Below are 20203 nucleotides of genomic sequence, written 5' to 3'. Positions count from 1 at the left end.
TTTTTGACATATAGACGAAAAACAGACATAAGAAGTTTTTTTCTTATGATAAACGTTTACACATAAGTGTTTTACACGTATGTAGTCTTTTATGCGAAAAAAGAAGGAAGTTTTTTAAATGAGTTTTAAGAAAATGTGTCGGCAAACAGACATATTGAAAAAATATATCTTAGTTATAGATATTTTCTATTCATATTAAACTAACAATTGTAAAAGTATATATTTAAAAAAATAAGCAAATATGACTAAATACTTTTTTATAATAAAAATGAAAAAGTTGGCATTTGTTTTGCTATATATTATAGCGTATAGTGTGTTTTGTTTAAGTAGTTGTTTAAAGGGTGTTAAATAACGAGTATTTGTATTATAATAGAATTAACAGTATAATATATAATATAGATACATCAGCAAGAAGTGTGACAGTGTCACAAAAAAATAAATATCAATATTGTATAGCTTTATAATTTAGACACGTATAATAGGGGTATTTATAATTTATGAGATCTGTATAAAGATCAATTCACAAAAAAATATGTATAATGAATTACCGTTTTATTTTAATTAAAACACAATAGACAATTTTTTGCGGTAAGGACTATATATATTTGTTATAAATTAAATTTTAACTTTTAAGGAGGTTTTTTGCTATGTCAATAACTAATGAAACAGCAAAAGCTCATGCTAATGATCCAGCAGTCTGCTGTTGCAGATTTGAAGCAGGAACAGTAGTAGAGGCGGCAAATCTTGAAGATCCAGCTATATTCCCAGACCTAATTGATTCTGGTTTACTGGAAATTCCAGAAAATGCTCTAACAATTGGTCAGGCGCTAGGTGCTACAATGAAGGAAACTTTAGATGCACTTGCTCCAATGACTACAGATAATATGGAAGGGTATTCTGAATTAGTAGAAGAAACTGAAGAAGATGTTGAAGAAGAAGCTGAAGAAACAGCAGCTCCAACAGCTACAGTAGCAGCTCCATCTGCTTTAGGTGGAACAATAAAGATTCATATAGGTGAAGGTAAGGATATAAACCTTGAAATACCTACAGGAATCGCTGCAGCAGCAGGACAGGCTGGTACAATAGTAGAAGCAGCTCCAGCTGGTGAAGTAATAAAGGAAGAAACAAAGTTAATAAGAAGTCTTACTAAGAAGCACTATAAGATAGATAAGGTTGAATTCGGTGATGTAACTGAAATCAACGGAACTACTCTTACAATAAGACATCCAGAAGAAATATGTAAGGAAGCTGTAGATACTGAAAAACTTGTATATGACATGAAGTTAGATATAATAACTCAGGACAGATACAATGAATACTCAGAAGCAGTTCTTGACTTACAGCCAGTAGCAACTAAGGAATCAGGAGATCTTGGTGAAGGTGTTACTAGAGTTCTTGACGGTGTTGTAATGGTACTTACTGGTACTGATGCAAATGGTGTTCAGATAGGTGAGTTCGGTTCATCTGAAGGTGCAATGGATACAACAATGATGTGGGGTAGACCAGGTGCAGCTGACTTTGGTGAAATATTCATTAAGGGACAGGTAACTATAAAAGAAGGTACTAACATGGAAAGACCAGGACCTCTTGCAGCTCATAAGGCATTTGACTACATAACTCAGGAAATAAGAGAAGCTCTTAAGGCTGTTGAAGATGAATCTTTAGTAGTTGATACTGAGGAAATCAAGCAGTACAGAAGAACTGGAAAGAGAAAAGTAGTTATAGTAAAGGAAATAATGGGACAGGGTGCTATGCATGATAACCTAATACTACCAGTTGAACCAGTTGGTACTTTAGGCGCTAGACCTAACGTTGACTTAGGAAACGTTCCAGTTGTATTATCTCCACTTGAAGTATTAGATGGTGGTATCCATGCATTAACTTGTATAGGACCTGCTTCTAAGGAAATGTCAAGACATTACTGGAGAGAGCCATTAGTTAAGAGAGTAATGGAAGATGATGAACTAGACCTAGTAGGTGTAGTATTCGTTGGATCACCTCAGGCTAACTCAGAAAAGTTCTATGTATCTAAGAGATTAGGTATGTTAGTTGAATCTATGGAAGTTGACGGAGCAGTAGTAACTACTGAAGGTTTCGGTAACAACCATATAGACTTCGCTTCACATATCGAACAGATAGGTATGAGAGGAATACCAGTAGTAGGTGTATCTTTCTGTGCTGTTCAGGGTGCTCTAGTTGTTGGTAATAAGTACATGACTCACATGGTAGACAACAACAAGTCTAGACAGGGTATAGAAAATGAAATACTTGAAAACAATACTCTAGCTCCAGAAGAAGCTCACAGAATAGTAGCTATGTTAAAGAACGCTATTGAAGGAGAAGAAGTTAAGGCTCCTGAAAGAAAGTGGAATAACAACGTTAAGTTAAATAATATAGATGCTATAGAAAGTGCTCTAGGAGTAACTATTCCTTTAGAAGATAATGAAACTACTCTTAACATGACTGAAAAGAGAAGTAGATTATACGAAAGAGAAGATATAGATGCTGGTGTAGTTAAGGATACTTATACTCCAGTAGAAAGCAAGTAATCTATATAATTGATAAATAATAATTAATTTTGTTCAAAGAACTTTTTATTGAAAGGGGATAAAATGGAAGAAGATTTAAGATATATATCCTCAGAAAAATATTATGAGGGTGTCATCACTAATGTTGAAGGTGGCGCTGTCACAATAGACTTAAAAGGTAGGCTTGGACAATTTAAAATACCAAACAGAATGCTTATTACTGACTATAATCCTCAGGTAGGACATGAAGTTGGATTTATGTTAAGCAACCCAGAGGTATTACGTCCAGAACCTAACGAGGAATATTTGAGAAAAATAGTTAGTCAGCAAAAAGTAGAAGAAGAAAAGAAGATTGAAAATCTGACAAGACTTGAAAAAGAAATCTTAGAAAAAACGGCTATCTTAGCTGATTTGGAAAAAAAGATTAAAATTAAAGAACTTGAATCAGAAATTTAGATCTATTTTGAAGGGAGAGAAATATAATGAGTCGTAAGTTAACAACAGTTCCAGGACTTCAATCAGAGATATATGTTCCAATAACACCACCTCCAGTTTGGACTCCTGTTACAAAACCATTAAATGAAATGGTAATAGCATTGGCTTCAGCTGCCGGTGTACATATGAAGAGTGATGAAAAATTCAACCTAGCAGGTGATACTGGATTTAGAATGGTTCCAGACACAGCTACTCCAGAAGATCTTATGGTATCTCATGGTGGATACGATAACTCTGACGTAAATAGAGACGTAAACTGCATGTTCCCAATCGAAAGATTACACGAACTTGCTAAGGAAGGATTCATAAAGGGCGTTGCTCCTTGTCACTACACTTTCATGGGTGGCGGTGGAAACCAGGATGCATTCACACACGAAACTGGACCAGCAATAGCTGAAAAGTTAAAAGAAGAAGGTGTGGATGGCGTTGTTATGACAGCTGGCTGAGGTACTTGTCATAGAACTGCCGTGATCGTGCAGAGAGCAATAGAGGAAGCTGGTATACCTACAATAATAATAGCAGCACTTCCTCCAGTAGTTAGACAGAATGGTACTCCAAGAGCCGTAGCTCCATTAGTACCAATGGGTGCTAACGCTGGTGAACCACACAATATCGAAATGCAGACAGGAATACTAAAGGCAACTTTAGAGCAGTTAATTGCTATTCCTTCAGCAGGTAAGATAGTTCCACTACCATTTGAATATCACGCTGCTATATAGTTAGCTGATAATCAAATTGATTGTGATTGGAAATAAAAATATAGAAATATAAAATTGTAAACTCATCCTCTATAGCAATGTAGGGGATGTAAGTTTACTATTTTGAAAATTAAGAATATTGATTTTTTTATTCTTAATTGCTAATTTTATACCAAAGGTGGTCATATTATGGACGAAAGAATTCTTAGACGTCTTGTAATTAAACCTTTTGCTATAAACAAGGTAGAATATGGCGAAAGATTTGCAATCAAAGGCGATATTCTTGAGATAGTTCAAGATAAGATTGAAGAATTGAAAGCAGCTGATGATTTAATCAGTGATATAAAGTTAGAGATTATACAGCCTGGAGATTATGACAGGCAAATTAATACAATTATGGATATAATACCTGTTTCTACAAAGGTTTTAGGAGATATAGGTGAAGGTATAACTCATACTTTGACTGGTGTTTGCGTAATGTTGACTGGCGTAGATGAAGATGGTAGACAGATGCATGAATTTGGATCATCTGAAGGTATACTGAGTGAGCAAATGATATTTGGTAGAAGGGGTACACCTGATACGAAAGACTATATAATACATATGGACGTTACTATAAAGGGTGGATTGCCATTTGATAGAAAGCTTCCAAATGCTTGCTTTAGAGCTTGTGATAATTTTATACAAGAAATTAGAAAAGCACTTAAGACAGTTGATGGTAGAAGTGCAAGCGGTTCATATGAATATTTAGACAAGATTTCACCAGGAAAAAAGAAAGTTGTATTAGTAAAGCAAGTTGCAGGACAGGGCGCAATGTACGACAATTTATTATTCCCTGAAGAGCCTAGTGGTTTCGAAGGCGGTACATCTATAATTGATATGTGTAATATGCCAATGGTACTGTCACCTAATGAATATAGGGACGGAATCTTGAGAGCATTAGTATAGGGGGTGTAGTAATGGGTATAGGTCCTTCAACAAAAGAGACATCACTACATATGTTTAGAGACCCATTGGTAGAAGTTATGGGAGAAGATACTGATGTTGATTTTGTAGGTGTAATCGTAGTTGGTACACCTGATGATAACAAGTATAAAAATTTAGTTGGTCAGAGAGCTGCTGCATGGTGTGAAGCTATGAGAGTAGACGGTGTTGTTTTGAGTTCTGACGGTTGGGGAAATTCTCATGTAGACTATGCCAATACCTTTGAGGAAATAGGAAAAAGAGGTATACCAACAGTTGGAGTGACATTCAACGGTGTTCAAGCTAAATTTGTAGTAACAAATAAATATATGGACACGATTGTCGATATAAACAAGAGCAAAGAAGGTATTGAAACAGAGGTTGTTGGAGAAAACAATGTCGATATAGTAGATGCAAGGAAGGCACTTGTATATTTGAAGTTTAAAATGCGTCAAAAATAGTTAATTAAAAAATAAATTAGAAAAATTAATAATTTAATATAAATTAATAATTTAATAACATTAATTGAATGGAGGTACATAGTTATGAAATTTAATAGAAGTATTCATGCAATCGATTCCCATACTGCTGGTGAAGCTACAAGAATTATAGTAGGTGGTATACCAAACATAGTTGGAAACTCAATGCCAGAAAAGAAGCAGTGGTTGGAAGATAATCTTGATTATCTAAGAACAGCAACAATGTTAGAGCCTAGAGGACATAATGACATGTTCGGTTCAATCGTAACTCAGCCTACAAACCCAGAAGCTGATTATGGTATCATCTTTATGGATGGTGGCGGATACCTAAATATGTGTGGCCACGGAACAATAGGAGCTATGACAGTAGCTGTTGAAACAGGAATGGTAGAAGTACATGAACCTATAACTCATATAGTACAGGAAGCACCAGCTGGAATAATCAAGGGTGAAGTTTCTGTAGAAAATGGTAAGGCTAAGAAGGTATCATTTGAAAATGTTCCTGCATTCTTATACAAGGAAGATCAAGAAGTAGAACTTCCAGGATACGGAAAGATTAAGTTTGATATATCATTTGGTGGAAGTTTCTTCGCAATAGTAAAGGTTGACCAGATAGGTGTTGAAATAGTTCCAGAAAATGCTGATACACTAAATAGATTAGGTATGCAGTTAAGAGATATCATAAACGCAGAAATACCAGTTCAGCATCCAGAAATGCCACATATTCATACAGTAGACTTAATTGAGTGGTGGTCAGAAACTGATACACCAGGTGCTACATTAAAGAACTGTGTTGTATTCGGACAGGGACAGGTAGATAGATCTCCATGTGGTACTGGTACAAGTGCTAAGCTTGCTACTTTATATGCTAAGGGTAAGTTCAAAATGGGAGAAAAGTTCGTTTATGAATCAATCCTAGGAACAGTATTCGAAGGTGAAATAGTTGGAACTGCAAAGGTTGATACATTTGATGCAGTAATACCGAAGATTAGTGGTTCAGCTTATATTACAGGGTTCAACCATTTTGTAATAGATGAAACTGACCCAGTTAAGCACGGATTTATATTAAAGTAAGATACTTTTAAAATTACTTTACAAAGGATTTAATTATTCATAAATTAAGCTAGTTACTTAATTTATTTTGTTAGCGATTTAAAGGAAAAGTTATTTGGAATTAGTTATTTAATTAGGGGGGATTCCCCCCCTGATTCTTTGTAAAATGAGGAGGAAATCGTTATGATTAAAGCACTTCAAATATTATTGTATGCGGCATTTATTATTTATGCAATAATATTCTTTAGAGATGTATTTAAAGCAAAGAAAGAAGATAGATTAGAAGAAGAAAAAATTTGGAAACCAGTAGCTACAGGTTTTATTACAAATTTCTTTGATACACTTGGTATAGGTTCATTTGCACCTACAGTGTTCTTTTTCAAAGCATTTAAACACAATATAAATGATAAGCAAATACCTGCTACTCTAAATGCAGCAGATGCACTACCTGTTATGTTCGAAGCAATTATATTTATACAGGCAACTAATGTTGAACCAATAACATTGGTATCTTTAATAGCTTCAGCTGTAGTTGGTTCATACGTAGGAGCTGGTATTATATCTAAATTAAATGAAAGAAATATACAGTTAATTATGGGATTTGCACTTTTAGCATCAGCACTTTTATTCTTATTATCAGTATTAGGAATTGTTCCAATTGGAGGAACAGCTCTTGGACTACACGGCGGAAAGCTAATAGCTGGTATCGCAATATTCTTCGTACTAGGTGCGTTGATGACAGCAGGTATAGGTCTATATGCTCCAGCAATGGTAGTAGTATACTCAATGGGAATGGATCCATCAGCAGCTTTCCCAATAATGATGGGATCATGTGCACTACTTATGCCAGTTGCATCAGCTAAGTTCGTTAAGGAAGATGCATATGCTAAGAAGAATGCTTTTATAATCGCAATAAGCGGTTTAGTAGGTGTATTTATAGCTGCATTCTTTGTAAAGAGCTTACCAACAGAAAAATTAACAATATTAGTTATAATAGTTGTTACTGTTACAGCATTCATGATGCTTAAGGCAGCATTTACAAATAAAAAACCAAAAGAGCCAAAAGTAAGTTAATCTACTTATTCATAATAATTATTAATGCCCTTGGAGGTATATATCCTCTAAGGGTATTTTTGATGAGAAAATACTACTTAATTAAGGTTTAAAAATATAAAAAAATTAAAAAAACAATAATAGCTAAAATCACACAAAAGACTGAAATTTCAATAAATACAAGGTTTATAAATTAATAAAAAAATTCATATAATCATTTTGCTGTTATTTTATAAACTATATAAAAATATTTGCTTAAATCATTGAATTTTTCTCTAATGAAATGTAAAATAGATATGTATTGAACATAGTAAGAGGAAGGGGGAGAAATTCATGTCAGAAAATAAGTATCAAGGAATTATATTCTGTTTTTTAATGTCTATTCCAGCTTGGTTTTTAGGGAAAATGTTTCCGATAATTGGGGGGCCTGTATTTTCTATAATTATAGGTATAATTGTTGGAACAATAATGAATGAAAAGAAAGAAAGATTTCAAGGTGGTATAAATTTTGTATCAAAAAAAGTGTTACAATATGCAGTAATTTTATTAGGATTTGGTCTAAATCTGCAGATGATAGTCAAGGTTGGTAAGGCTTCATTGCCAATAATTGTATGTACGATTGCCACATCTTTGATAATTTCATACTTCTTGAGTAAGAAGATGAATATTCCGCAGAAAATATCAATATTGGTAGGTGTAGGATCATCCATATGTGGAGGGTCTGCAATTGCGGCTACAGCTCCTGTAATAGATGCAGATAGTGATGAAATAGCGCAGGCTATATCAGTAATATTTTTCTTTAACATAATAGCGGCTCTAATATTTCCAACTATAGGAGATTTGATTGGGCTAAGTAATCAAGGATTTGCAGTATTTGCAGGAACAGCAATAAATGATACGTCTTCTGTAACTGCAGCGGCGTCATCTTGGGACAGTATGCACCAAACAGGAACAATGGTATTGGATTCAGCTACAGTGGTTAAGTTAACAAGAACTTTGGCAATAATACCAATAACATTCTTCCTATCACTATACTACTCTAAGAAAGAGTCTAAGGGCTCAAGAGTAGGAGCTTACAAAATAAGTAAAATGGTACCTTCATTTATAATATATTTTGTTCTTTGCTCAATTATTACAACAGTATTTCAATCTATGATAAGTAGTGGTATAATATCAGGTGGCTTAGCTAATTTGATTCCAGAATTTTTCTCATTGATGAAAACTGTAAGTAAATTCTTTATAGTGATGGCAATGGGAGCAATAGGTCTTAATACAGATATAGTTAAGTTAATAAAGACAGGTGGAAAGCCAATATTACTTGGATCATTCTGTTGGGTAGGAATAATATTAGTAAGTTTATTGATGCAGAAATTCACTGGCCTATTGTAGGTGTAGAGAATTGCATTTAATATAAAAAACACAAAACACACAAACACACAAACACACAAACACAAATAATAATCTATATAAAATTAGTTATAAATATGGATTATTAAAATGGTAATATAGTTTAATATTTCCATTAACACGAAAACAACTACAAACATAGAAGGGAGTGAGTAAAGTATACTTTTAGTATACTGATGCGCATGAAAAAGATAGGTATAATAGGAGCAATGGAAGAAGAGGTAAAAGAACTTACTTCGATGCTAATAAACAGAAAAACTACAAAGATAGCAGGTCTATCTGTTGAAGAAGGGGTTATTGAAGGAAAAGAAGTTGCTATAGTAGAATGTGGCATAGCTAAGGTAAATGCAGCTATGTGTACACAGATATTAATAAGTGAATTTAATGTAGACTCAGTAATCAATACTGGAGTAGCAGGAGCTTTGCATGATAAGTTAAATATTAATGATATAGTTATCTCTACAGATGCTATAGAATATGATGTAGATGCTTCTCCATTGGGAGATCCAAAAGGTACTATACCTAGAATGAAAACTTCTGTGTTTAAATCTGATGAAAGAATGATAAAAGCAGCATACGATGCTTTTCTTGAAGAAGATTTAAAATTCAAAGCCTACAAAGGCAGAGTAGTTACAGGTGATCAATTTGTAGCTGATAATGAAACAAAAAATGTTTTAAAGAATGATTTTAATGGATATTGCTGCGAAATGGAAGGTGGAGCTATAGCTCATGTAGCCTATTTAAATGAAGTTCCATTTGTTATAATACGCGCAATATCTGATAAAGCTGATAGTTCAGCAGATATGACATATGATGAATTTGTCAAAATTGCTGCCATAAACTCAAAAGAAATGGTAGTAAATATGTTGAAGAGATTATAACAATTTAATAGTTTTATAAGATTATAAAAGCATATATTTGATAGTTTTTTAAAAAGTAAAATACTTTTCTGAAAATCAATATATAAAGACTTATAGATTGATGATTAAGTGGGGTGTTTTATTTTTATGCAAATTCATATAGTCATATCCTTGCTTAGAGAAAAAATTGGAAATTATAGGAATAATTTATTTGGCAAAATAAATTTAATTAGGTTTAGTTTAAAAGGAAGGGTTAGAAGAAAATGATAAAGGTATTACAGATATTACTATATGTTGCAGTAGTAGGATTCGCAATAGTATTTTTCAAGGATATATTTAAGGCGAAAAAAGAAGGTAGATTAGAGGAAGAAAAGGCATGGAAGCCAGCTATAATAGGTTTCTCTACTAATTTCTTTGATACACTAGGAATTGGTGCATTTGCTCCAACAGTATTTTTATTTAAAGCTTTTAAGAGTAATATAAAAGATAAGCAGATACCTGCTACTCTTAATGTTTCATGTACTTTACCAGTACTTTGTGAGGCAATAATATTTATACAGGCTACAAAGGTTGAACCAATAACATTGGTATCTCTAATTGCTGCAGCAGTAGTAGGATCATACCTAGGTGCTGGAGTAATAGCTAAGACTGATGAAAGAAAAATACAGATAATAATGGGTATTGCACTGTTGATTTCAGCAGTAATGTTATTATTATCAACATTAAATGTATTACCAATAGGTGGAACAGCACTAGGTCTTCATGGAGTTAAGTTAATAGTAGCAATAGTACTATTCTTTGTACTAGGTGCTTTAATGACAGCAGGTATAGGTCTATATGCTCCAGCAATGGTAGTAGTATATTCAATGGGAATGGATCCATCAGCAGCTTTCCCGATAATGATGGGATCATGTGCACTACTTATGCCAGTTGCATCAGCTAAGTTTGTTAAGGAAGATGCATATGCTAAGAAGAATTCAGTAATAATATCGCTAGCAGGTATGGTAGGTGTATTTATAGCGGCATTCTTTGTAAAGGGACTTCCAATAGAAAAGTTGAAGGTATTAGTAATAATAGTAGTTGCTGTAACATCATTCATGATGTTAAAGGCTGCTTTTAAAAACAAATCTTCACAGAATGAAATAAATGCAGAAACAGTGTAAGTAATATTACAATTTTTTAAAAATATATAATCAGTTAAGTAGACATCTTTTATTAGTTTGTGATTTTGCACAATCTAATCTTAAAGATGTCTATTTTTTATGTAAAAGCTTAATAAAAGGATATCAGGGGAAAAACAATATTGAATGAAGTATTAAAAATATTAAAAAAATAGCATAAAAATATTTACTTAGAATAAGGGATTTATAATCATGAGATTATAAATCCCTTATTTAATAGCTATATAATCTAATCGAACATCATATAGCTATATTAGCCCAAATATTGACACATTTTTTAAAGAAGTATATAATGAATTTAGGTAAAAACTTTTAATATATTATATAGGTTCTGAAATAACTATATAAGGAGAGAATGATATGAGTGGAGAAGGAAAGAAAGTAATATTCAGTGGTGTTCAACCGTCTGGAAAGATGACATTAGGTAATTATTTAGGGGCTCTAAAAAGTTGGACTGATTTACAACATGATTTTGACTGTTATTTCAGTATGGTAAATATGCATGCTATAACAGTACCTCAAGATCCAGAAGTACTTAGAAGACAAACAATAGAGCTATTAGCACAGTTTATAGCTTGTGGAATAGACCCTGACTTAAACACAATATTTATACAATCACATGTACCACAACATGCTGAACTTAATTGGGTATTAAGCACTATGACTTACATGGGCGAACTTAGTAGAATGACACAGTATAAGGATAAGTCAAAAAAGAGTGAGGCTAATCTTAATGCAGGTCTATTTACATACCCAGTACTTATGGCTTCAGATATTCTTTTATACAAGGCAGATGTAGTGCCTGTAGGTGATGATCAAAAGCAACATATGGAGTTGGCTAGAGATCTAGCTGAAAGATTCAACAATAGATTTTCTGATACTTTTGTAGTACCAGAAGGCTACTATCCAAAGGGTACATCTAGAGTGATGAGTCTTCAGGAACCACTAAAGAAGATGAGCAAGTCAGATTCTAATGAAAATGGATATATACTTTTAGCTGAAAGTGCTGATAGTACAGCAAAGAAAATTAAAAAGGCTGTTACTGACTCAGTTGGCGTTGTTAATTATAGTGATGAACAGCCAGGTCTTAGAAACTTAATAAATATATATTCTGCTTTAACTGATCAAACTGTAGAACAGATAGTAGATATGTATGAAGGTAAGGGATATGGTGCTTTCAAGAAGGAAATGGCAGAGGCAGTAGTTGAATCTCTTAGACCAATGAGAGAACAGTATAATTATCTTTTAGATAATAGAGATTACCTAGAAAGTATTTATGTAAAGGGTGCTCAGAAGGCAGAAAAGAGAGCGAAAGAAACTTTAGATGCAGTATATGATAAAATAGGTTTTGTAAAAAGAAACTATTAGTAATCAATAATTTATAAGGACAAGAGTTGATAAGATTATAAATTATCTGTGTTTAATTACTATTAAAGCATTAAAATAATTTAAAAATATAAAAAATAAAAGTATCGCAATTAGACCGATACTTTTATTTTTTATGGTATAATAATTTATTATGGACTATTATGCAATCACATAAAATCAAGGCTTTAGTGTGATTATGAAAGCTTAGATGTAGATAAAGGAGTTTTTATGTACGAAATTTTTATAGTAATTTTGGTGTTGCTAGATCAAGTATCCAAGGTTTTTATGCAGAATTTTTTGGAGTATGGAAATAGTGTTGCAATTTTAGATGGAGTATTTCATCTTACTTATGTTGAAAATCGTGGAGCAGCATTTGGCTTATTTGAAAATATGCAAGTATTTTTCATAATAGTAGCAGTTATTGTGACTGTTGTTGGCCTGGTATATATACATAAATCAGAGACCTCTAAACTTGCTAAAATATCAATTTGCCTAATCATAGCAGGAGCTATTGGCAACTTAATAGATAGAGTAAAGATGGGCTATGTAGTAGATTTTTTCGATTTTAGATTTATTTGGAATTACGTATTCAATATAGCAGATGTATTTGTAGTCATTGGAACTTTATTACTCTGTATTTATTTATTAAAAAGTGGAAAGGAAGAAAATTAGTTTATAGTTTTTATATAAATAAAGATATTCAACTATAAGCAGAAAAATATAATTTATGGAATTTAAAATAGACGATAAGGAAAATATAGATGCATCAAATCCCTTTGCAGAGGAAGTGGATGGATTTGTTGTAGAAGCGGATTGGGATGGTAAAAGATTGGATCTTTTCACATCTGAGCAATATACAGATATTTCGAGAAGTAATATACAAAAGTTAATAAAAGAAAATAGAATTTTAGTAAACTCAAAAAAGGAAAAGGCAAGTTATAAGGTGAGTACTGGAGATTTGGTTACAGTGGCTATGCCTGAGCCAAAAGAGTTGTTAATAGAGGCACAGGATATAGATATAGAGATTGTTTATGAGGATGATGACTTATTAATAGTAAATAAGCCCCAAGGAATGGTAGTGCATCCAGCCCCAGGAAATCCAGATAAAACATTAGTAAATGCAATAATGTATCATTGTAAAGGTAAGTTATCTTCTATAAATGGTGTGATTAGACCGGGGATAGTACATAGAATAGACAAGAATACTTCAGGGCTATTGGTCGTTGCAAAAAACAACAATGCCCATAAAAAATTGGCAGAACAGTTTGCAGTTCACTCAATTACAAGAGAGTATGAAATGATTTGCTCAGGAAGAGTAGACTGGGATAAAAAGACTGTAGATACATTGATAGGTAGAAATCCTAAAAATAGATTAAAGATGTCTGTAATTAAAAGTGGTGGAAAAAGAGCTGTAACTCATTTTGAAGTTTTGGAAGATCTTTCTGGATTTACATATATGAAGGCAACTTTAGAAACAGGAAGGACCCACCAAATAAGAGTTCACTCAAGTTACTTAAAACATCCGATAATAGGAGACAATATATACGGATATCCAATCAAAAAGTTTGCTCATTTAGAAGGTCAGATGTTACACGCTAGAAAATTAGGTTTCATACATCCGACAACGGGTGAATATCTTGAGTTTACTTCAGATTTGCCTGATTATTTTAAGAAGGCACTGAATATAATAAGACATTTATAAAAGCGTATTGGGAGGCTAGACTATAAGATGGAAAAAGCACAAATAATGGATCAAAAGGCTATGTCTAGAGCAATTACTAGAATTAGTCACGAAATCATAGAGAAAAATAAGGGAGTAAAGGATATATATATAATAGGTGTAGAAACAAAAGGTACACCCCTAGCGAATTTAATAGCTGAAAAAATTGGTGAAATAGAAGAAACAAAAATAGCTTGTGATTCTATAGATATTACTAGATATAGAGATGATATTACTCATGATAAGGTGCTAGATACTATGGATGAAAACTTCAATCTAGACGTGGAAAATAAAACAGTTGTATTGGTTGATGATGTTCTTTATACAGGAAGAACTATCAGGGCAGCTTTGGATTATATTATAGATAATGGCAGACCAAAATTGATACAGCTAGCTGTACTAATAGACAGAGGACATAGAGAACTACCTATTAGGGCAGACTATGTGGGCAAAAATGTTCCTACATCAAAGAATGAGTCTGTAAAGGTTAAATTTTCTCAAGAAGATGAGGAAGGCTCTGTTACTATTTGGGAATAGTAAAATGTGGGCTTAAGTAAAATAAAATATTAAATCAAGATATAAGTAGTTATACAATAAAATAAGAACTATCAAATAGATGGATTTTAAAAAGGCGGTTTTGATAATGGCATTTGATGGAATAGTAGTAAATTCTCTAGCAAGAGAATTAAATGAAATTCTCAATGGATCTAAGATAGATAAAGTATATCAACCTGAAAGAGATGAGATTTGCTTGAAGGTAAGATCTAGAGAAGGAAATAAAAAGCTTGTAATAAGTGCAAGTGCATCTAATCCAAGAGTATACTTGGCAGATAAATATGAAAAAAACAATCCTAAAAAGGCTCCTGTATTTTGTATGACATTAAGAAAGCATATACAAAATGGTGTAATAGTGGGGATTGAGCAGGTAGGATTTGAAAGAATAATTAAAATATCTGTGGAGTCATACGATGAATTAAAAGAAAAAACAATAAAAAATCTTTATGTTGAAATAATGGGAAAGCACAGTAATATCATTTTGGTTATGGAAAATCAGAATAAAATATTGGATTCTATAAAAAGAGTGCCTATTAGTATCAGTAGAGTAAGGCAGATTCTTCCTGGAAATGAGTATGAGTTGCCACCAGAGCAGGATAAGATGAACCCTTTAAATAAGATTAATGCAGATGAACTCTTAGAAAGAATAAAAAGTGGAAAAGGACAAGTTTTCAAATCAATATATACTAATATACTAGGAATATCACCTTTAGTAGCTAAAGATGTATGCTTGAGAGTAGGTATAGATAAATCTAAAGATATAGAGCAAATAAGTCTAGAAGATTCTAAAAAAATAGCAGATGAGATAAATAGAATTTTTGATGATTTAGCAAAGGATAAAATTTATCCAAATGTGGTAATAGATGAAAAAAGGGATAAAATCATTGAATTTAGCTCTATAAGATTGAAGCAGTATGAGGATTTAACAGAAGTAAGAAAAGATACAATATCTCAGGCTATAGAAGATTATTATTTAATTAAGGATAAGAAAGAAAGAATAAATCAAAAATCTTCAAATATGAAGAAAAATATAAGTCTTAAGCTTGAACGTATAAATCATAAGTTGGAAAAGCAAGCAAAGGAACTTAAGGATTCGGAAAAAGCAGATGAATACAAGGTAAAAGGTGAATTATTGACTGCATTTATTTATATGATAAAGCCTGGTATGGAGTCTATTAAATTAGCTAACTTTTATGATAATAATGAAGAGATAGAAATAAAGTTAAAAGCTCATTTTTCACCATCAGAGAATGCTCAGAAATATTTTAAAAAGTATAATAAGCTTAAAAATGCAACTGAAGAACTTACAAAACAGATTGCGATAAATGAAGAAGAAGCTCAGTATCTAGAAAATACACTTTTGAGTATAGAAAACTGTGAAAATGAAAAGGAATTAAAAGAGATAAAAGAAGAGCTTATGAGAGAGGGCTACATTAAGACCTATAAGATGCCTAAGAAGAACAATAAGCCTGGAACAAATATAATGAAATATATATCTTCCAATGGAAATCTTATAATGGTTGGAAAAAATAATAAGCAGAATGATTATCTGACTTTAAGACTAGCAGATAATGAAGATCTATGGTTCCATACAAAAGATATTCCAGGATCTCATGTCCTTTTAAAGGTTGGTGGAAAGAAGTTTGATGAAAAAGAAATATTAGAAGCGGCAACTCTAGCAGCTTATTATAGTAAGGCAAAGATGTCTGAAAATGTTCCAGTAGACTATACTACAAAGAGAAATGTAAGAAAACCTAGTGGAGCAAAACCAGGGCTTGTGATTTATGAAAAGAATAAGACTGTATATGTAACGCCTTCAGATGAAGAAAAGGCAAAGATAAAGAAGTTTGAAGAACTAGGAGAGTAGTAATGTTTTTTAAAAATAGTTATGGATATAATATTTATTATGAAGATTTTGGATCAAAAGCGGATACTCCAGTAGTATTTTTACATGCTTGGGGATCAGACCATAAGGATTTCAAGTATCCATCTGAAAATTTAGATGGATATAGAAGAATAGTGTATGATCATAGAGGTTTTGGCAGGTCAGATAAAGTCAATAAAAATATGTCACTAAGGCATCTTGCAAATGATTTAAAAGAGCTAATAGAATATTTAAATTTAAAAGATATAGTTTTGGTTGGTTACTCTATGGGAGCTTGTGTAGTATACAAGTATCTAGAGATGTATGGAGAAGAAAATATATCATCTGTAGTTATTTGTGATATGACACCAAAAGTTGTAAGCGATAGTCAGTGGAAGTATGGAATAATGGGTGGAAGATTTGGAGAAAAAGAATTTTTAGAAAGTATAGCAGGTCAATTTGATGATATGACTGAGGCGTATTTAAAAATGTATCTAGACATTAATCCAGAACTTAGAGGAAGAAATAATGATGCTTTAAAAAGATTGATTGATATTGATTTAAAAGGTAATTCTTTTTATTCAATTACGTCAATGTGGTTTTCCATAGGCTATGAAGACTTTAGAGAAAGTATAAAAAAAATAACTATTCCAACAGCCTTATTTTTTGCAACTCCAGGCTCTTTGGTTAACCCTGAAACGGTAGAATATTTAGAAAACAATATCAAAAATACATACACTTGTTTGTTTGAAAAGAGTTCTCATAGTTTTGTAAATTATAAAGCAAAAAAATTTACAAGAGAGCTAGAATTATTTTTAAAAACCATAAAATGATAAATATTTATGTTATAATAAAAGGTACGGTAAGAATATAATTGAATTGGAGAATGAATATGGCAAAGAGTATGACAGGCTTTGGCATTGGAGAGTACAAAAACGATAGTTACAATGTATCTGTAGAATGCAAGGCCATTAACCACAAATACTTAGATATCAATCCTAGATTGCCAAGAAAAATATCTTTTTTAGAAGATAAATTAAGATTATTGGTAAAGGACTATTTAAGTAGAGGAAGAATTGATTTATTTATCAAGTTTGAGACAGTAAAATCATCTGGTGTCAAACTACAATATGATGATGAGTTGGCATCTCAATACTATGATATTCTAAGAAGGATAAAGAGAGATTTTGATATAGAAGATGATATAAAAGTAACAGATATTGCGAAGTTTCCTGATATAATTACAGCTTCAGAATCTGAAGAGGATGAAGAGTTGTTATGGGATATGCTGTCAGAGGCTACAGAAATATCTTTGAAAAAACTTTGTGAAATGAGAACTTTAGAAGGTGAAAAGCTGGAAGAAGATATATTAAATAGGACTGTTATTTTAGAAAAAGCTATCTTGGATATTGAAAAATATTCTGACAGTGTAGTCAAAGAATATAAGGACAAGCTAAATGGTAAGATTAGTGAAATTCTAGAAGATCCAAGTGTTTTAGATGAATCTAGATTAGCTCAAGAAGTTGCTATCTATGCAGATAAATCTAATATTACAGAAGAGATAGTAAGATTTAAAAGTCATATAAATCAACTTAGAAATACAGTTAAAAAGGACGACACTATAGGAAGAAAGATGGACTTTTTAATTCAAGAAATGAATCGTGAAGTTAATACTATAGGTTCTAAATCTTCAAACATAGATATAACGAATCTTGTTATAGATGTTAAGGCAGAGTTAGAAAAAATAAGAGAACAGATTCAAAATATAGAGTAGCTAGGAGGAGGAAATATATGGGTATAAAGAAAAGAGGACTTTTGCTTGTGATTTCTGGTCCTAGTGGTGCAGGTAAGGGAACTATATGCAAAGAGCTTATGGAAGTAAGTAAAGAACATATGAGATTATCTATTTCTGCAACGACTAGAGCACCTAGGGATGGAGAAAAAGAAGGAGTTAATTATTTTTATAAGAGTATGCAAGAATTTGAAAGTATGATAAAGGAAGAAGAATTCTTGGAGTATGCTAAAATTTATGATAACTATTACGGAACGCCGCGCAAGGCTATATTTGATGAGTTAGATAAGGGCAATGATGTAATTTTAGAAATAGAAATGCAGGGGGCTATGCAAATAAAAAAAGCATATCCTGAAGCTGTTTTTATATTTATACTCCCACCAAGCCTATTGGAGTTAAAACATAGGATAGTTGGAAGAGGGACAGAAACACTAGAACAAATAGAAAAAAGATTTGGAAGTGCCTATAATGAAATTAAATTAATTGGTGATTATGACTATTTTATATTCAACAATGTAGTGGAAAAATCAGTTGATGATATTAAAAATATAGTAGGTGCAGAAAAAAATAAAGTTGGAAGATATAAGAGACAAGTATTAGAGATGTTTGAGAAGGAGATAAAGGAATGTTAAAACCATCATTAAATGACATAGTAGAAAAAATAGAAAATAGGTACTACTTAATAGCTACTGTATCTAAGAGAGCGAGAGAAATAGTAGATGGAGAAGCTCCTTTGATAGAAGTTGATCCAAAAGATAAGCCAGTGGTAATAGCGAGTGAAGAAATAATAGAAGGAAAAGTAGGTTATAGATTGCTTACAGACGAAGAGATAAAGGCAAAGGATATAGCACATAAGCTAGAACAGGAAAGAAAGCTTTTAGAACAGGAATAATATAATAAATAGTAAAGGATGTATCGGTGATGACAATGCTAAATGATAAAACTATTGTTGTAGGAGTAACTGGAGGCATTGCAGCATATAAGGCTTGTGATGTTGTGAGTAAACTAAAGAAATTGGGTGCAAATATCCATGTAATAATGACAAAGTCAGCCAAAGAATTTGTATGTCCAATGACTTTTCAGACTTTAAGTAATAATTTTGTTATAGATGATATGTTTGAAGATCCAAAGACTTGGGAAGTAGAACATATTGAACTAGCTAAAGCAGCAGATTTATTTTTGATAGTTCCAGCAACAGCAAACTTTATAGGTAAGCTTGCAAATGGAATAGCTGATGATATGCTTACAACTACTGCTATGGCAACTACTTCACAGCTAGTTATAGCCCCTGCAATGAATAGTAATATGTACAATAATCCAATTGTAAAAGAAAATATATCTAGACTAAAAAGTTATGGATATAAGTTTATAAATCCTGCATCAGGACTTTTGGCTTGTGGGGATGTGGGAGCAGGCAAGTTAGAAGAAACTTCTAAAATAGTAGAGTATGTTGAAAATTATTTTGAAAGCATTAAGCTAGATGAAGACAAAAAAGATTTAAAAGGTCTAAAGGTACTCGTAACTGCAGGTCCTACTGTTGAGTCGATTGACCCTGTAAGATACATAACGAATAGATCAAGTGGAAAGATGGGATATTCAATAGCTCAAAGGGCAGCTAAAAGAGGTGCGGATGTAATCTTGCTATCAGGTAAAACTAATATAGAAAAACCAAAGGAATTATATAAATATATAGAAATAGAGAGTGCCGATGATCTTTACAGAGAGATTTTGGCAGAGTTTTCTGAATGTGATGTTGTAATACAAAGTGCAGCCGTAGCGGATTATAAGCCAAAGAACTATTCTGATAGAAAAATCAAAAAAAGCGATGGGGATCTTGTAATAGAACTGTCTAGAAATAAAGATATAGCTCAAGAGTTAGGTAAGATAAAGGGTGAAAAAGTTTTGGTTGGATTTGCGGCAGAAACCAATGATGTGTTGGAGAATGCTTCAAGGAAAATAAAAAAGAAAAACTTAGACTTTATAGTAGCTAATGATTTGACAAAGACAGGAGCAGGATTTAACTCAGATACAAACATAGTTAGAATAATAGGAGCTAATGGCGATGTTTGTGAATATCCAAAACTTTTAAAGACAGAAGTTGCAGATGTAATATTGGATAGAGTAGAAAATATTTTGAGCCAAAAGAAATAATAAATTAGTTTTCTAAGGGGAGAGTGGATACTTTTC

General features: G+C 32.3%; 19 protein-coding genes and 1 pseudogene. All 20 read left to right on the top strand.

Features of this window, described 5'->3' with window-relative positions:
• The first annotated feature begins 647 nt into the window (after nucleotides 1-647).
• The 20 genes and pseudogenes from prdA to coaBC all read left to right on the top strand — a co-directional run bounded on the left by prdA (nucleotide 648) and on the right by coaBC (nucleotide 20167).
• On the top strand, nucleotides 648-2549 hold the full coding sequence (gene prdA, locus UF10_RS05515) for a D-proline reductase (dithiol) proprotein PrdA (RefSeq protein ID WP_106776834.1): 1902 nt from the start codon (nucleotides 648-650) through the stop codon (nucleotides 2547-2549).
• A 48-nt stretch (nucleotides 2550-2597) separates the two neighbouring features.
• Complete coding sequence (locus UF10_RS05510; RefSeq protein WP_242969061.1) at nucleotides 2598-2984, top strand: CBO2463/CBO2479 domain-containing protein; 387 nt, start codon at nucleotides 2598-2600, stop codon at nucleotides 2982-2984.
• A gap of 26 nt (nucleotides 2985-3010) precedes the next feature.
• Complete coding sequence (prdB, locus tag UF10_RS05505; protein WP_106776832.1) at nucleotides 3011-3742, top strand: D-proline reductase (dithiol) protein PrdB; 732 nt, start codon at nucleotides 3011-3013, stop codon at nucleotides 3740-3742.
• 168 nt (nucleotides 3743-3910) lie between these two features.
• Nucleotides 3911-4669, top strand: a complete 759-nt coding sequence (gene prdD / locus UF10_RS05500) for a proline reductase cluster protein PrdD (RefSeq protein WP_106776831.1) — start codon at nucleotides 3911-3913, stop codon at nucleotides 4667-4669.
• Nucleotides 4670-4680: 11 nt separating this feature from the next.
• Nucleotides 4681-5145, top strand: coding sequence for a glycine/sarcosine/betaine reductase component B subunit (locus UF10_RS05495; protein WP_106776830.1), 465 nt, complete (start codon nucleotides 4681-4683; stop codon nucleotides 5143-5145).
• An 84-nt stretch (nucleotides 5146-5229) separates the two neighbouring features.
• A complete protein-coding gene (locus UF10_RS05490) occupies nucleotides 5230-6237 on the top strand; it encodes a proline racemase (protein WP_106776829.1) in 1008 nt (335 codons plus the stop codon).
• A 162-nt stretch (nucleotides 6238-6399) separates the two neighbouring features.
• The gene (locus UF10_RS05485) at nucleotides 6400-7290 is read left to right on the top strand and encodes a sulfite exporter TauE/SafE family protein (protein ID WP_106776828.1); all 891 of its coding nucleotides are present in this window, start codon (nucleotides 6400-6402) and stop codon (nucleotides 7288-7290) included.
• Nucleotides 7291-7602: 312 nt separating this feature from the next.
• Nucleotides 7603-8658, top strand: a complete 1056-nt coding sequence (locus UF10_RS05480) for a YeiH family protein (protein WP_106776827.1) — start codon at nucleotides 7603-7605, stop codon at nucleotides 8656-8658.
• 200 nt (nucleotides 8659-8858) lie between these two features.
• Nucleotides 8859-9557, top strand: coding sequence for a 5'-methylthioadenosine/adenosylhomocysteine nucleosidase (locus UF10_RS05475; protein WP_106776826.1), 699 nt, complete (start codon nucleotides 8859-8861; stop codon nucleotides 9555-9557).
• A 242-nt stretch (nucleotides 9558-9799) separates the two neighbouring features.
• The gene (locus UF10_RS05470) at nucleotides 9800-10699 is read left to right on the top strand and encodes a sulfite exporter TauE/SafE family protein (protein ID WP_106776825.1); all 900 of its coding nucleotides are present in this window, start codon (nucleotides 9800-9802) and stop codon (nucleotides 10697-10699) included.
• 378 nt (nucleotides 10700-11077) lie between these two features.
• Nucleotides 11078-12085, top strand: a complete 1008-nt coding sequence (gene trpS, locus UF10_RS05465; RefSeq protein WP_106776824.1) for a tryptophan--tRNA ligase — start codon at nucleotides 11078-11080, stop codon at nucleotides 12083-12085.
• Nucleotides 12086-12310: 225 nt separating this feature from the next.
• Nucleotides 12311-12757 (top strand): annotated as a pseudogene (gene lspA / locus UF10_RS05460) (signal peptidase II); the annotation flags it as partial.
• 55 nt (nucleotides 12758-12812) lie between these two features.
• Nucleotides 12813-13787, top strand: coding sequence for an RluA family pseudouridine synthase (locus UF10_RS05455; protein WP_106776822.1), 975 nt, complete (start codon nucleotides 12813-12815; stop codon nucleotides 13785-13787).
• Between the two features lie 27 nt (nucleotides 13788-13814).
• Nucleotides 13815-14342, top strand: coding sequence for a bifunctional pyr operon transcriptional regulator/uracil phosphoribosyltransferase PyrR (pyrR, locus tag UF10_RS05450; RefSeq protein ID WP_106776821.1), 528 nt, complete (start codon nucleotides 13815-13817; stop codon nucleotides 14340-14342).
• Between the two features lie 106 nt (nucleotides 14343-14448).
• Nucleotides 14449-16227 carry an Rqc2 family fibronectin-binding protein gene (locus UF10_RS05445; protein WP_106776820.1) on the top strand — a complete coding sequence of 593 codons (1779 nt, stop codon included), beginning with the start codon at nucleotides 14449-14451 and terminating at the stop codon, nucleotides 16225-16227.
• 2 nt (nucleotides 16228-16229) lie between these two features.
• On the top strand, nucleotides 16230-17057 hold the full coding sequence (locus UF10_RS05440) for an alpha/beta fold hydrolase (RefSeq protein ID WP_106776819.1): 828 nt from the start codon (nucleotides 16230-16232) through the stop codon (nucleotides 17055-17057).
• A 59-nt stretch (nucleotides 17058-17116) separates the two neighbouring features.
• Complete coding sequence (locus tag UF10_RS05435) at nucleotides 17117-17998, top strand: YicC/YloC family endoribonuclease (protein WP_106776818.1); 882 nt, start codon at nucleotides 17117-17119, stop codon at nucleotides 17996-17998.
• 17 nt (nucleotides 17999-18015) lie between these two features.
• Nucleotides 18016-18648: a guanylate kinase gene (gmk, locus tag UF10_RS05430; protein WP_106776817.1), complete on the top strand. Its 633-nt coding sequence runs from the start codon at nucleotides 18016-18018 to the stop codon at nucleotides 18646-18648.
• Entirely contained in the window at nucleotides 18642-18908 is a 267-nt protein-coding gene (gene rpoZ, locus UF10_RS05425; protein ID WP_106776816.1) for a DNA-directed RNA polymerase subunit omega, read from the top strand. Before gmk ends, rpoZ begins: the two co-directional genes overlap by 7 nt.
• 35 nt (nucleotides 18909-18943) lie before the next feature.
• A complete protein-coding gene (coaBC, locus tag UF10_RS05420) occupies nucleotides 18944-20167 on the top strand; it encodes a bifunctional phosphopantothenoylcysteine decarboxylase/phosphopantothenate--cysteine ligase CoaBC (protein ID WP_106776908.1) in 1224 nt (407 codons plus the stop codon).
• Nucleotides 20168-20203 lie beyond the last annotated feature (36 nt).

Origin of the sequence: Peptostreptococcus russellii, from assembly GCF_003012055.1 — a bacterium.
Lineage (GTDB): Bacteria > Bacillota > Clostridia > Peptostreptococcales > Peptostreptococcaceae > Peptostreptococcus > Peptostreptococcus russellii.
The sequence above is the reverse complement of the archived record's forward strand: the minus strand, read 5'-3'. Positions and strand labels throughout refer to the sequence as shown.